Source organism: Lactobacillus helsingborgensis, assembly GCF_003173695.1.
GTDB classification, from domain to species: Bacteria; Bacillota; Bacilli; order Lactobacillales; family Lactobacillaceae; genus Lactobacillus; species Lactobacillus helsingborgensis.
Window position 1 is genome coordinate 759,667 of sequence record NZ_CP029544.1, and the last position, 17,237, is coordinate 776,903.

Here is a 17,237-nt window from a genome sequence, read left to right on the forward strand (position 1 = left end):
ATGTTGCTGAAAATACTGCTAAGGAAAAAATGTTAGGCGAGCTAAAGAAAGCAGCTAAGAAGCAACTTGATCAAGCTGAAAAAGATGTTGAAAGTAAACTTGAAAAAGTTAAGGGCTTGACTGCTGATGACATTGAAAAAGCTAAGCAAGCAGCTAAGGATTTACTAGCTAATAGCAACAAGACCGGCTACGAGGACCAGATTGATAGTCCTGAGACTAACACTATTGAAGATGTCAATACTGCCACTAAAGATGGTATCGACGCTTTAAACAAATTATTGACAGACAAGTCCTCTCTTGGTAAGAAGAACGATGCTATCAATGCCATTAATCAAGCAAGAGACAATGCTATTAATGAAATTAATGATAAAGCCAAATATCCTAACTTAACTGATGAGGATAGAAATTCATTAATTAACACTATTAAAGCCGATGCTACTGAGGGTGTTGACAATGTCAATAAAGATACTGACCCTGCTAAGATCACAGCTGATAAACAGGCAGCAATTGACAAGATTAATAGTGTTAAGGTTGTTGCTTCAAGCAAAGATTTAGCAGGTCTTAATAAGGAGAAGAGTTCTCAACTTAAAGCATTGCAAGATGCAGCTACAAATGCTAAGGATGCTATTGACAAGCTTCCTGACAGTAATCTCAGCCCAAGTGACAAGCAGTATTACAAAGATTTGATTGATAAACATGCTGCTTCAGCAACTAATGCTATTAATTCAGCAAGTAGTAAAGATGATATCGATACTGCTGAAAAAGACGGTGAAAGCAACATCAACGGTGATCTTATTTCAGGCCAAGTTACAGCTGCTAAAGCACAAGCAATTGAGGAACTGAATAAGGAAAAGAGTGTTGACAAGAAAGTTATCAATGATGCTCATAAGGATGGTACACTTGGTGACGATGACTGGGAGAAGGCTCTTGATGCTATTGACAATGCCTATACCACTGCAATAACTGCTGTATCTAATGACCATACTCCAGCAGATGTTGTTACTGACAAGAACATTGGTATCAATGCTATGAAGACTGTTGCTGACACCATCTCTCAAGATAAAGACAAAGCTAAATTAGCTGCAGATAAGAATAACGCGATCGCAGATTTGGAAGATCAAGCTCAAGCACTGCATGACCATATTCAAGCAGATCCTAACTTGTCTAACACTGAAAAGAATAACTACTTTGACCAGATTTCTTCTACTTTAAATAATGCTAAGCAAGCTGTTAGCGCTGCTGATAAGAATACCGTTAACTCAGCTCACAATGCAGGTATTGAAGACTTAAACGACATTAGAAATAATGCTGACTTGCAATCTGCTAGAGACAAAGCTCTAACTGATTTACAACATGAATTCAATACAGATAATGCAGCTATTGACGGTTTAGGCAATATCAGTACCGCTGGTAAAGCTGGTATTAAGACTGACCTGCAAAATGCGTATAACGATGCTGTCAAGAAGGTTAAAGACCCGACTTCTAATACTGTTGCTAAGATTAATTCTCAAAGTGATGCCGGGATTACCAATATGGAGAATATTCTTGGTAAGGCCAAGGGCTTAGACAAGACAATATCAGATGATAAGCAAAAGTTAAATGACTATGCTCAAAAAGCAATTGACCGGATTAACAGCTCAATTATGTCAGATGCCGACAAGGGTGCAGCCACTACCAATATTCAAAAAGCTCGCGATGATGCTGAAGTAGTAGTTGGCAAGCAACTTACAGTTGAAGATGCTAATAAAGCTGAAAAAGATGGTGAAACCAGCATCTTACAAGCTGAGGCCAAGGCAAATAAGGATGATATGGACAAGGCCAAGGATGCAGCAAAGGCCAAAATTGATGGTGCCAGAGACAAAGCTTTACAGAACTTAAAGGATGTATATGATACTCTAACTGACGATGAAAAGAAGCAAGCTAAGGATGCATACGATAAGGCTGTCAAAGATATTCCGGCACTTGCTGAACAAGCTGAGGCCGCAATTGATAAAGCCTTCGATAAGGATACTATTAGTGGCTTAACTAATGATGCCATCAATTCTATCAATACTGCAGGTGATACAGCTAACGTAGCAATGACTAAGGTTGTCGCTGTTCAAGCTGTTAAGGATGCTGCACAAGCCGCTAAGGATAAGTTGACTAACAAGAGAGACAAAGACGGTGTCGATGAAGTTGCTAAACTGGGAATTGCAGATATTAATGCTGCTACTACCAGTTCGACAGTACTTCAAATTAAAGATAATGCTCTTAACAGTATTAAAAACATTAAAGATTCTGGTACTGGTGATGCAAGTGCTGATGACGCTCTTTGGGCTAAAAAGGATAAGGCTAATGCTGAACTTGCCCAAGAACTTGCTGATATTGACTCTGCTATTGACAAGCTGACTGATCTAACTTCTGATCAAAACAAGCAATTTAAAGATCAAGCTCAAGCTGCTCACGATAGAGCCCATATCGTAATTGAAGGCGCTGCTGAATCAGACATTGAGACTGATAAAGGCATTGGCAAGACTAATATTGATAAAGCTCTCTCAGATGCTAAACTACAAGTTGCAAAGAATGTTGCAAAAGCAGACGTTGACAAGACTGCCGATGATGCCATTGATCAAGTTAATAAAGACAATACTATTAGTAAAGATGATAAAGATAAAATCATCATTAATATCAACAAAGATCGTGACAATACTAAGGACAAGATTGATAATGCCAAAACGCCTGAGGAGATCAAGAATGATCAACAAAAAGGCAAGGATCATATCAAAGGAGAAATCGATAATCACGGTGATAATGGTACCGATACTGATCAGACAGCTAAAGACAAGAAGGCAGCTAAAGAAAACATTCAAACTGCTGCCGATAAGATCAACGACCGTATAGATAAAGATGAAAAAGACGGTAAGTTAGATCACGATCAAGCCAAAGCTCTTAAGGATAAGGTATCAGGTGCTGTTGATGCTGCTAACGATGCTATTTCCCAAGCAGGAGATTCAGATGCCGTTGGCACAGCCGAAAATGATGGCAATAATGCCTTAAGCGGAATTAATACCGATATAGATAAAGTCGAAGCAGTTAATACCGCTTTAGGCAAATTATCTGATGCGGTTAACAAAGCTAATGATGCAGCTGATGCGGTTGCTAAAGAAGTAGGCAAGACTGAGAAAGAGCAGAAAAAACTTGCCAAACAAATGAAGGATGCTATCGAAAAACAGCGTGCTAAAGCAGCTAAGAACATTAAAGATGCTCAAAATGCAGCAGATGATCCATTAAATGCCATTAAGACTGCTGGCCAAAAAGGTGTTGATTCCATTACAGGTCTGACTAATGATTACACCGATAAGGTTGACCAGATTAAGACTCTGAAACAAAAAGCCGATGCAGCTAAGGACGATCTTAACAATCTTAAGACAGATGAAAATCAAAACCCTGTACTTACTGCAAGTGATGTTGCACAAGGTGAAGCTGATATTGACGACGCTGTGCAAACTGGAATCAGCGATATTTACCAAGCATCTTCTGTAGATGATGCAAAAACAGCGGAACAAAAAGCTGAAGACGCGGTTGAGTTAGCAAAATTACCAACTGAACTTCTCGCAGAAAAGAACAAACAGATTGCTGCTATCAACCAGTATGCTGCTGCTGCTGACAAGACAATTGATGGTTTTGCTCAAACCGATCAGAATAAGGATGGTCTACCAGCTGATACTATCGCAGAACTTAAGGCGCAAGTTGAAGCTGCCAAGAAAAAGGCTATTTCTAAGATCAATGCTGTTACTTTAGCAAAAGGTGCAAGCCAAGATGATTTTGACAAAGCCAAAACTAATGTTCAAAATGCCGAAAAAGGTGTTGCTGAAAATAACGAAACAGTTGACTTTGGTGAAGCTGGAATTGACAAGGTTAAGAAACTTGCTCAACAAAAAGCCGATATAGTTAAGGCTAAGAATGACGCGATTGCCAAACTTGAGCAGAAACAAGAAGAAGCAAATAATACTATCGAAAACTCAGGTATGTCTGCTGCTGATCAAAAGCCATTGAAGGATCAAGTTCAAGAACTCGTTGATAAAGCTAAGGATCAGATTATTAATATCTCTGACACAGATGATAAGGGTAATATTAAGACTCCTAAACAGGTAAAAGATGAAGCTGATACAATTATTAACAATACTGTTAATGGCTTTGAAGATCAAGACAATAATGGTAATAAAGTACCAGGAATTAACAATATTGTCGATAATGCTAAACTTAAGGGTGCTCAGACAACAGCTGAAACCATACTTAATGATAAACGTGCTCAAGCGCATGACGTTATTAACGGTTCACAATTAACTGCTGATCAAAAGCAAAAAGCCAATAAAGCAATCGACGATGCCTTTAATACCGAAAAGTCTGCTATTGATGCTAAGACTAACATTAAGGAAGTTCCAACTAATAAGGACGAGATTGGTAAAGCAATCGATGCTATCTGGAACAAACCTACTTCTTCTGATGAAAAGAATGAATGGTTCAATGACGAAGAAAATAATGCTTTGTCAGGTACAGATGGTGTAGCTGGTTTACAGGATGGTTTTGATAAATTAAAAGACAAGCCTAACCCTGATGACTCTGATTACCTTGATTACAAAGGTTACCTCGACGATATTAATAATGCTATTGCAGCAATTAAAGATGCTAAGAACATTAAAGACGCCAGTTCAGCTTACGACAAGGGTATGACTTCACTTAACAAGTTGAAGGCTCTTGAACAAGTTAAGGCAGATGCTAATAAGGCTGAGAGTGATATTGATGATAGTGATTTAAATGATCCAGCTAAAGACCGTCTAAAAGGTGACGTTGATAAAATTGTTGAAGACACTAAGGACAAGCTTAACCAGATCGATTCTTCTGTGGGTAACGCGTCAACTAACAAGGACAAGATTGATCAGATTACCCACGATGCTCAAAGCGATATTACCACCATTGAAAACGACTTCGGTGTTGGGGACCAAGACCAATCTCAAGATGTTGTTGATGCCAACAATCAAATCTCCCAGAATCATAGTGATGCGATTGATACCATTCACAATGAGTTTGGTGATGACAGCAAGACGCCTAAGACAGATGATGCTTATGAAAAGAACAAACAAGTTCATAGTACAACTGATGAAGGTATCAACTCTGATAAGACCAATGCTGATAAGGAAATTTCTAAAGGCGCAATTGACGATGCAGCTGATATTGCTAAAGATAAAGTCAACCATCTGAAACATGAAGACGGTACCGATTACACTGATGCAGATAAGAATAAGATTAATGAGCAGATTGATAAAGATGCTAAAGATGCCAAGGATAAGATCGATAAAGCTGACAAAGTAACTGATATTGATAATATTCGTGATAATGGTATCCACCAAATCCATCAAGATTGCTCTGACCCAGCTACAATTGATAATATTTTGCATGGTAATAACAGCAATGACAATAACGGTGGTGGCGGAGTTGTTGCTCCTATTCAACCAGCAAATCCTGCTAAGAAGCCGACTACTACTAACACTTCTGACAAGGATAAACCTAACGGAACCAATGTTGATTTGAGCAATGCTACAGATGTAACTTTGATGCACAACGCATATCTTTATGATGAAACTGGTAAACGTGCTAATAAAGTAACGCTTGGAGTTGGCTCAGTCTTGACTACTTACGGCACTAAGACCATCAACGGCAAGGATTACTACCTTCTTGTAGATAAGGGTGCTAACAACAAGAAATATTATGTTGCTGCTGGTAATGTTGTAGCGGCTACTCGGAAACTGAAGCATAACGCATATATTTACAATCAATTTGGCAAACGGGTAAAGAATACTGGCGTATTCAAGAAGGGCAAGTTGATTAAGACCTTCGGTAATGCTGTCAAGATTCGTGGCAAGAAGTACTTCATCATTGACAAGAACCGCTTCGTTAAAGCTGCCAACTTTGCTAAAGGAGTTGTTACTGTAAGCACAGCCAAAGTTGAAGTAGTTCCAACCAGTGCGGTTGCTGAAAAACCAAAAACTATTGTTGAAAAGACTTTAATGCATAATGCTTACCTGTATGATCAAAATGGTACTCGTGCTAATAAGTTGATCTTCCAGACAGGTTCCAAAGTTGAAACTGTTGGTAAGAAGACAGTTAACGGCAAGGTTTGTTACGAACTTCCAGATGGTATGTTTATTGCAGCCGGCAATATTGATGCTAAGAAGTTGAAGTTAAAGCACAATGCCTATGTATACAACCAATACGGTCATCGTGCAAACAAGAAAGTGCTGAAGAAACGTAAGTCAGTTAAGACTTATGGTAATTCAGTCAAGATAAACGGCAAGAGATATTTCATTATTTCAAAAGGACGTTTTGTTAAAAAAGCTAACTTTTAAATTGAAATAGTTTAAATAAAGTGCCACGAATTGTTAATTATAACAATTCGTGGCACTTTTTTTTTCATTTTTTTCATTTTTATAAATAAATACTATATAAATATAATTTTATATATTATTTATTAAAACGATAGATTTAATTTTAAAAAATTAAGCTATTAACGGGTTTGCATAAATAGTTGAATATAGTAAATAATATTTAAAATCACGTATAGTATATATAAATATATGAAGATATAAAGTAATGAAAATATTTCTTATATACATAAAAATATTACAAATTTCCGTTTTTTTATAAATTATTAATGTTATTTTATATCAGAATAAACCTTATATTTATATATAAATTAAGATTTTTTAAAGTTATTTAAAAAAACTAAATTTTTATTTTTTATCTATATGTTATTTAAGGATAGTTTATAATGAATACTATATTGACACAAAATACACCTAGCATTAAAATATTGCTATAAATAGTATTTTTGAGAAAGGATTATTTTATGCTAGGTAAAAATAATAATAGAGAAAGAATACGTAAAATGGAAATGCAGGCAAAGCAAGACCACTTCTCAATTCGTAAATTGACAATTGGTGCTGCTTCTGTCTTGCTCGGTTTTACTTTTTTTGGCTTGAATAGTCAGACCGCTAAGGCTGATACTGTTGATCCTGCAAAGGAAGAAATTAATACTAAAACTAATGAGTCTCAGACTGAGCTTGATCAAACAGCAGATAAAGCCCAAACTCCAAGTGAAAATAAGCAAAGTAACTCAACGAAAAAGGATGCAGACTTAACTACATTTTCTGGTCTGAGTTCTTTTTTAAAGAGTACCGATACTGAGAAACCAACTACTGCAGGAAAAGATTCTACAGACAAAACTGAGGATTCCAAGACTGATGATTCAAAAGATAAGGACAAGGATAAGGATAATACTGTTGACGACAGTTCCAAAACCCCTGATCAGGATCAAAGTAATGCTAAGGATCCAGCTAAAACTGATGATGACACAAATCAGGATACTTCAGAAACGAATGATCCTGAAAAAACTGATTCTCAGGATCCTGAATTAGTTGATAAAGATGCAAAAAAGGATGCTACTGCTAGCGAAGTTAAGCAGGTCACAGATTGGGACGAATTTAGTGCTGCTTTACTTAATGCAAATGTGAGCGAAATTCGTATCATGAATGATATTGCTGCCCCAGATGGTGGTGGACGTAAGTCCATTGGTAGAGTTCCCGGAAGAACGTTGCGCATCATATCCGATGGGGATACGCGACATTTAATTGATTTTAAACGAAACCACCCTGAAATTATTCAGCGTAATTCATTTGACGTAACTTTTGAAAATGTTGCAATGACAAGCACAGATTATTATGGCGTATTTGATACTGGTGGGCTAAATAATAATCAATATGCCAACATTACCTTTATAAATACAACATTTGAAGGTTCTCAGTTAATTTATTCTGGTCGGAACACTCACATCTTCTTTCGTGGTGATAACGTAATAAGAACGGTTAAAGGAAATTCTGACGGTGACAGCCAGCAGTTATTTCAGTTCACTGGTCAAAATTGTAGTGTTGAATTTGTAGACGGTACATTCACAGGCTCTACTTTTGGCGGCAGCGTGATTGAAATGGAAAACGATAATGACGTTGTTACGGTTGATCAAGGTGCCGTTGTTAATTTGACGCCGTTATTAGAGTATGACGGTTCTCATGGTTCAAGTGGTGAATGGGGTAGACCATTTACTGTTATTGCTATTACTGGTAAAGGCACCGTAAACGTTGCTGGTACACTAAATATTAATATGACTGATAACTCAAAGGCAAATCCATATAAGGGAACTCGCAATAACAATAAATGTAGAGCGATATATCTACGGAATTCTAACTCTAGTTTCAATATTGAAACCAATGGTACAGTAAATATTACTACTAACGGTAACATCAGTGACGCAAATGGTGGTGGCTACCTTATTTATGATGGTGGTAATTTTAACATTAAACCTAAGGGCACCTTAAATGTCAAAGGTCAGGACATGGGTGACTATGGTGGAACTTTAGTCTTGATTAAGGGCAAAGCTGATGTTGAAAACGGTGCTTTTAATATTGTTCTCGATGGTTCCACCGACATTGGTAACGGGACTGGTGCCGGAGACGGTAAAAAACCTATTACGTTAGTAGACGTTCAGGGTGGTACCTTAATTGTCAATAACCCCACCTCTCTAATTTTGAATGCGCAGGCTAACAAGAATTCAGATACCAGTATCGTTGGTGAAAATAATATTACTATAACAAACGTACGGCAACAATTCGATCTTACTAATTTAAACATTGGACTTGGCAAACTTACTTTACCGCCATTCCACGTTTTAAATGTTAGAAAACAAAGAAAAGGCACCATTCTTGTAGACAAACTTGAGCTATTGAATGGTAAAACGACGCTAACTAAAGATCTATTGGATCAATTAAAAGCCAAAATAACATCTGCTGGTATTAATTATGAAAAGTTACCAAATGATGTGAAAGAATCTTTAGAAGAAACTGCAGGCAGCAATAGCAATAATACTTTTGACGATCTTTTTATTGATATTATTCAAAGAGCATTCAACAATAGCGAAAACTTTGGCTATAATAATATTGCCTTTATTCCTGCCAACCCAAGTGGTTTTATGGACATTGACACCAGTAAAGTCACTGTCACAAGAAATGACGATGGTTCAAACACTATTACGGGTGCTGCAGGTAGTATAATAAATTATGACCCTAAAGTAGATGGTCTGGAAGACTCTCAAAATAAGTTCGGTTTGGTTATGCCGATAGCTACTAAAGCTTATATTGCCGCCAATATTATTGACGATAAGGGCAAAAAAATTCCGTGGCCAGATAAGGATGATAAGAATCATGGAGTTCCCAATCCTTATGCTGCAACTGATGATACGTATAGAGACTCTAAGAATAGCTCACTTAATCCTCTGCCAACCCAGTACGCTGCTGTGGTCAATGACGATGGTTCATTTACCATTAATATTCCGGCAGATAAAACCATTAAATTTAATAAAAATTATAGTATTGAGTTGTCTCCGAGTGCTAACTTCATTGGATATGATCCGACTGATACCAGTAAACCTGTCAGAATAGGTTTGGATATTCTGACATTGAGTGAAGCTCGCGATCAAGCTGCCCAGGCTATTAATGATGCAATTAACACTGCTAAAAATAATAAGCCTAATAATTTGACAGATGAGCAAAATAAAGCATTTAATGACGCGATGACTCAAGCTGCTGCAGCAGCTTCAAAGACCATCAATAGTGCTAACAAGGACACATCTGTTTACTCCTCTGATGCAAATACGATTTCGATTGTAAACAAGCGTCGGGATGCTGCTTTAAAGATTATTGATGATGCGATTAAAGCTGCTAATGGTTCAGCTCAAATTGAAACTAATAAAACTAATGCCATTAATGAGTTGAATAATGAGGCAAGTAAACAATCTGGATATTATCCTTCACAAACTCAGGCAATTAATCAAGCGCGAGATAAAGCCATTGATCAGGTTAAAGCTGCACAAAATAACGATGATGTTGCTAGTGCTAGAGACGAGGGAATAAAGGCAATCGATAAAGTTGCTCTTGTCTATAAGGATTCTATCAAATCTGATCTTAATAAGCAGATTGAACAGGTAAAAACTGATATAGCAGAAACTGCAAAAGATTCTAACTTAAGCGACACTGAAAAAGCAGAGATTAACGGTTTAACTGATAGACTTAAACGTCCAGAAGCAATTGCTGCTGACAAAGGTGACATTGATAAAGATTCTGATGAAACTTCAGTCAAAGGTCACCAAAAAGAAGCTCAGGATACGATTGATGCTCTTAAGAACACTATCAGTGCAATTAAAAAGTTGCAAGATGCCGCTAAAGATGAAATTTCTAAGCACAGCGACAAAACGACTGATATTCAAAATTCTTTAAATGATGCTGTACATAAAGTCATCAATGGCGATGATCCTGACGGCTCAGAAGGTCTTGAAGCGATCAAACAGGTATATGCAGATCAGGAAGCTGCCAATATTAATAAAGCAGCTGAAGCAGCCAAAAAGAGAGTGCAGAAATCAGGACTTGCAGCAGCAGATCAAGCAGAGTACTTAAATGCAATCGATAATGCTGCTAAAATTGCGACTGCTAAACCTGGCGCCCCAGGCTATGATGCAAGCAAATCTATTTACGGTACGTCAGATGGTGCGGCTATAAAGCAAAGAGAAGCTATAGCACAGACAGCTTTTGATAAAGCTGCAGCAAAGGCTGAAGTTGCAGGCTTTGCTGTAACTAATCAAAATGATTTATCAGTTAACTCAAATAGCGATATTGCAAAAGCAATTAGTGATGGGTTGGCAAATATTGATAAAGCAGCTGACTCTAGTGCAGTAGCAGCTGCAGAAGATACTGCCAAAAAGAATGTGCTTAAAGCAATTTCTAAACAGAAATTAGCTGATGTTGAAGCTGATGTCGAAAATCAAATCAGCAACATTTCCGGCTTGACCGCTCAAAATATTGACGATGCCAAGAAACAGGCTCAAAAGATTTTAAGCAATAATGCCGATCCACTGGGATATACTCAAAGGGTTGATCAAGCTGACTCGCTTACAACAATTGACGGAGCCAGAAATGACGGTATCACTGCTCTGAACAATCTGTTGACTAAGCAGCAAGAGTTAGGTAAGCGTAACAATCAGGTAAGTGACGCTGTTGCACAAATTAGGAAAAAGCAACAAGAAGCAAATGATGCTATTGACAATACGCCAAACCTAAGTGACGAAGATAAAAAGACATACCATGATCAAATTAAGAAGGTTGCTGACGACAGTATTAACGGTTTAAGTAATATTGACACTGCAAAGATAGATGATGCTGTGACAACAGCCAAAGGTAAAATTGACAGTATAGTTGCTGATGCGCAGAATAAGGGCGATAGTGTAATCAAAAAGGCTCGTCAAGAAGCTACTCAGGCAATTGACGATGCGGCAAAGGCTGCCAAGCAAAAGATTGAAAGCATACCTGAGAGTCAACTTAGTCAATCAAACAAGAAACACTATGAAGATTTGATTGATCAAGATGCGCAAGCTGCCAAAGATAAGATTGCTGCTGCTCAAGATGAAGACACTGTTAAATCAGCTACTCAAGATGGTGCAAACAATATTACCAGGGACTTAAACGATGCACAGGTTTCTGCGGCACGCGCTAAAGCAATTTCTGATTTGCAAACTGCCAAGAATAAAGCCAGAGAGACCATTTCTGCAGCACATGATAAGGGTTCACTTAAAGACAAGGACTGGGAAGACAAATTAAACCAGATTGACAATGCCTATGACCAAGCTGTTCAAGCAGTAACAGGTGACCTTAATGTTTCAGATATTAATGATGATGCTGATAAAGGCAAAAAGAATATTCAAAGCATTGTTGACAGTATCTCGGATGACGAAGCAACAAAAGATTTGGTAGCAAAGCGTGATGAAGCTATTAAGAAATTAAGACAGGCTCGCGATAATGCTAATACACAAATAACCACAGATCCTAATTTAAGTGTTACCGAAAAGAACGATTACTATAACCAAATCTCAAATGCCTTCAATAATGCTCAATCGGCTATTCAGTCAGCAGGTAAAGAGGACGATATCAATGATGCCCTTACAAATGGTACGAGGAAACTGACTGAGATTCAGGAAGCTGCAAACTTGCAGTCTGCCAAAGATCAAGCTCTAAATGACTTGCTTACTGAGAGAAGCAAAATTAGAGAGCAAATTGGCAATATGGATCAAGTTACGAGTGATAATAAGAATCAGTTACGTAATAAAGTTGAAGAACAATACAATCAAGCAGTCAAGAACATTAATTCTGCAAGTACATCTTCTATTCAACAAGTTACTCAAGCAGCTCAACAAGGCAAAGCAGCTATTGATGATGTCATCAGCGATGTAAACATTAATAAAGTTATTAACAAGCAAAAACTTGATGAGTATGCTCAAAAAGCAATAGATCGCATTAGCAATGCAACAGATATTGCTCAGACAGTGAAGGACTCCACTATTGCCGGAATCAAAGCTGCTCGTGATGAAGCAAAGGCTAATGTCGATAATGCAGAAAAGATCCCAGCTTCTAATCTTGCAGAACAAAATGGTGAACTGGCAATTGATGCGGCTGAAGCAAAAGGTAACGGTCTTGAAGGCTACAAGGAAAGTGCCATTGATCAAATTTCTACTGCCGCAGATGACGCTACTTCCCGTTTGACTGAAATTTATAATGGTCTTAGTGAAAGTGAACAAACAGCTGCTAAGGACGCATTTGATAACGCTATTAATACTATTCAGCAAAGTTCAAACGATGCAATTGATAGTATTAGGAAGGCAACTAATAAAGACCAGATAGAAAAAACTACTAAAGATGCAATAGCTGCTATTAACAAGGCAGAAACAAGTGCTGACTTGGCTGCTGCCAAAGCTACCGCAATAACTGCAATTAAAGAAACGGGTGCTAAAGCAAATACCCAACTCACAAACCAAAAAGATAAGGATGCAGTCAAAGCTGTTACCGATCTTGGTGAGAAAGATATAAACGCAGCAAGTGATATTGCAACAGTTAATAAGATTAAAGGCAATACTATCCAAAGCATCCAAAATATCCTTGATATTGCATCTGCTTCTAATGCAGATGAAATAAGAGATCAACGTAATCAAGCAATTGATGAACTTGACCAAGCGCTTAATGGCGGCGGAAATTATGTTGGAGTCACTAATCAAATTGATAGCCTAACTGATCTAAGTAAAGACGAAAAGGATAAGTTTAAGAACCAGGCTCAAGAAGCGCATGATCGCGCCGTAGCCAAGGTTGATGGTGCCACTGCTGACCAGATAGATACGGAAAAGAATACTGGATTAGTCGACATTAACAAGGCACTATCTGATGCTAAATTGCAAGCAGCTAAAAACAAGGCTAAGTCTGACTTGGACCAAGTAGCAATTGATGCTGGTAAAAATGATCCAACTGACCAAGATGCTATTAATAAAGAACGTGATAAGGCTAAAGACAAAATAGATCAATCAGATACTATTGACAAAGTTAATAAAGCTAAAGAAGAAGGCCAAAGTGCTATTACGGGTATAGAGCAGACAGGTAAGGATGCTCAACTTGCAAATGATAAAGCTGCAGCTAAAAATGATCTAAAAAGTGCTGCGGACAAGCTGCAACAACGGATTGATCAAGATTTAGCCGATAAGAAACTGGGTCAAGACCAATATGATAAGCTAAAAGAAAAAATTGATCAGGCTCGTTCAGATGGTGAAACTAGGATAAACTCGGCCACCGATAGAGATAGTTTGTCTAATGCCCAGAACCAGAACAAAAATGATCTAAGTCAAATCGGCGCTGAAATTGGTAAAGAAGAATCACTGACAAATGCGTTAACTCAGTTGCAAGATGCCGTCAATAAGGCTTCTGCTACAGCAGACGAGATCGCTAAGGATGATCCAAATCTGGCTGATCAAATGAGAGACCAGATCAAAGCTGAACGCGATAAAGCTGCGCAAAACATTCAAAGTGCTAAAAATGATGTAAACGATCCTAACAACGCTATGAATCAGGCCGCACAAGATGGGGTTTCAGCAATTACTGGCTTAACTGATCGCTTTGCAGCTAAGAATGAAGCTATTAACAAGTTGAAGCAGCATGCTCAAACTGCAAAGAACGGCTTGCAGAGTGATCATCTTGATGCTAATGAAATTAGCCAAGGCGAAAAAGATATCAATAACGCTCTGCAAGGCGCTATCAGCAACATATATGGCGCCAAAGACAGTGACAATTTAGCTGATATTGAGCAGGCTGGAGAAAATGCCATCGATCAGGCTAAGTTGCCAAGTGATTTGCTAGCTGAAAAGAACAAGCAGATTGCTGCTATTGATGATTATGTCAAAGGAAAAGGTGATATCAGTTCAGTTGCCTCTAGTTTAAGTGATGAGCAAAAGGCTGATTTGCAAAAGCAACTTGATGAAGTTGTGCAAAGTACCAAAGACAAAATTAGCAAAGTTACCTTACCTGAGAATGCAACTGCATCTGACTTGGAGGCAGCAAAGAATAAGCTGTCTAATATCGAAAAAGGTGTGCCAGAAAATAATGAGCCAATTAACTTTGGCCAAGCCGGTGTAGATAAGATCTACGATATAGCTAAGAATAAACAGGATATCTACGAAGCTAAGCAAGATGCTATCAAAGAGCTGCAAGATATTAAGGATGAAGCTGATAAAAAGATTGAAGATTCTGGTTTATCGGCAGCTGATCAAGATACGGAAAAGCAAAAAGTACAGGATATCTTTGACAAGAGTAAGACAGAAATAAATGATATTCCTGTCAAAGGAGAGGATGGTACTACCGATAGAACTGCTGATGAAGTCAAAAACGATGCTCAGGCTATAATTGATAAGGCCAAGAACGGCTACAAAGATCCTTCAACTGGAAAAGATGTTCCTGGTATTTCAAATATTATTGACCAAGCAGATCTTGCCGGAGCCAAAACCCAGGCAGAAGGCCATTTGAAAGACAAGCAGAATCAGGCTCATGATATTATTAATAAGTCGCAGTTAACTGATTCTGAAAAGAAGGAAGCTATTAAGGCTATTGATGATGCTTATGATGCTGAAAAAGCAAAAATTGAAGCTATCAAAGATGTTGACAATGTTCCAAAAGATAAAGATCACGTTGGAACTAGCATTGATCAGATTTGGCAAAATTCTTCTGAATGGGTTGTTAAAGATAAGCATGATGCTGTAAATGGCACTAATGGTTTGCAAAATGAATATGACAAATTAACTAGTGAGCAAAAAGCTAATCCAGATTATAAGGATCATATTAAAGATATAACTGATGCTCTAGCCAGCATCAATAAGGCTGACAATATTCCGGAAATCAGTTCTGCCTACGATAAAGGCATTACAGCTTTGAATAAACTTAAAGCTAAGGAAGAAATTAAAAATGCTGCTGACAAGGCAAAAACTGAGATTAAGAATAATAAAGATTTAGACGATACAAAGAAGCAAGAACTTATTAATAATGTTGATCAGCACGTTACAGATAGCAACACAGCAGTTGATCAAGTTAATGCACCTAGTGATGATCCTGCTGGTAAGAAGACTAATATTGATAAGGTAGTTGACACGGCTAAAGACGATATCCAAGTTGAGATTAATAAGGCAAATCAAATCAGCAAAAACAAGGCTGATCAGGAAATTGCTGATAAAGCAAAAGAGGCTATCGACAAGATTCATAAAGAATTTGGTGATGATGCTGATACTTCTTCAATCCAAAATGCTTTTGACAAAAACAAACACACTGAAGGCAATTCTTATGATGAGATTCAAAAGAATAAACTGGAAGCGGAAAAGGAAATTGCCAAAGGTGCGGTTGATGATGCTGCTAATAATGCTAAGAAGGATGTTGACAATAATAAGGGCAAGCACCAAGATGGTACTGATTTAACTGACGGTGAAAAACAAAAGGTTAAGGATGAGATCGACCGTCAAAAAGATAATGCCAAAGATAAAATTGATCAATCAAATAGTAGTGATGATATAGACAAGCACCGTGATGACGGGATAGATACTATTCATCAAGACAGTTCTGATCCGGCAACAATCGATAAGGTTATTCAAAGCGGAAATAATAACGGTGGTGGTTCAGGTACTGGCGGTGGTTCTGCAGTAACTCCTGTAACTGATCCAAATAAGAAGCCTGAAGATAATGCCAACAACAATAAAAATGACGGTAAGAATAATGGTTCGGATGTTGATTTAAACAATTCTTCTGCAGTCGAATTGCTGCATAATGCTTACCTGTACGATGAAACTGGCAAACGGGCTAACCGGATTACTCTAGGTGTTGGTTCAATCCTGACTATCTATGGCACTAAGACGATAAATGGTAAGGAATACTACGTCTTAGTTGATCAAGGTGCCAAGAATAAGATGTATTATGTTGCTGTAGGCAATGCACAGGCTACTAAGCAAAAATTGACTCACAATGCGTATGTTTATAACCAGCTGGGCAAGCGGGTTAAGAAGGCAGGCGTTTACAAGAAGGGTCAGACGCTGAATACTTACGGCGATGCCGTTAAGATCCGCGGTAAGAGATACTTTACTATTGGCAAGAACCGTTTTGTCAAAGCAGCAAATGTTAAGTTGCTAACTGTTGCAAAATCAGCAAATGAAGAAGTTGTACCAACAAATGTCAATACTGTTGAGAAACCTGTTCAAACAGTTGCTAAGAGCTTAAAGCATAATGCTTACCTTTATAATGAAAGCGGCAAACGTGCGAATAAGCTGATCTTTACTGCAGGTTCCGTAGTTGAGACTACTGGAAAAAAGAAGATCAATGGTCGGACATACTATGCTTTACCTGATGGATTATATATAGCCAGTGGCAATATTGATGCCAAGAAGTTAAAGTTGAAGCATAATGCTTACACATACAACAAGTATGGTCATCGCGTAGGTAAGACAGTGCTGAAAAAACGTAAGTCAGTTAAAACTTATGGTAATTCAGTCAAAATTGGTCATAAAAAGTACTACACGTTAAGTAAAGGGAGGTTCGTTAAGAAAGCAAACTTTTAAATAACTAGAGTTTTAAAACATAAAGCTTTAATATCATGAAAGAAGTGTCACATTTGTGGCACTTCTTTTGTATTTGCGAATCAAAAATAATAAAAATCTTAATAAGGACTACAATTAGTTATTTTTAAAAGAGACGTGGTTTCCTCTTTTTCTGTAAAATCTAGTTAAAAAGCGTATAAGTCAAACAGACAAAAAT

At 37.7% G+C, this 17,237-nt stretch carries 2 protein-coding genes; both read left to right on the forward strand.

Annotated elements, in window-relative coordinates; translation table 11 throughout:
• Positions 1-29 precede the first annotated feature (29 nt).
• Positions 30-6,386 (forward strand): SLAP domain-containing protein, encoded by a 6,357-nt coding sequence (locus DLD54_RS03795; protein WP_109918285.1) that lies wholly within the window; start codon positions 30-32, stop codon positions 6,384-6,386.
• 500 nt (positions 6,387-6,886) lie between these two features.
• The gene (locus tag DLD54_RS03800) at positions 6,887-17,041 is read left to right on the forward strand and encodes an SLAP domain-containing protein (RefSeq protein WP_109918286.1); all 10,155 of its coding nucleotides are present in this window, start codon (positions 6,887-6,889) and stop codon (positions 17,039-17,041) included.
• The last annotated feature ends 196 nt before the right edge of the window (positions 17,042-17,237 follow it).

What these genes read in the sequence shown, in the direction of transcription:
- DLD54_RS03800 (WP_109918286.1), top strand. Translation starts at nt 6,887, where the DNA reads ATGCTAGGTAAAAATAATAATAGAGAAAGAATACGTAAAATGGAAATG.
- DLD54_RS03795 (WP_109918285.1), top strand. Translation starts at nt 30, where the DNA reads ATGTTAGGCGAGCTAAAGAAAGCAGCTAAGAAGCAACTTGATCAAGCT.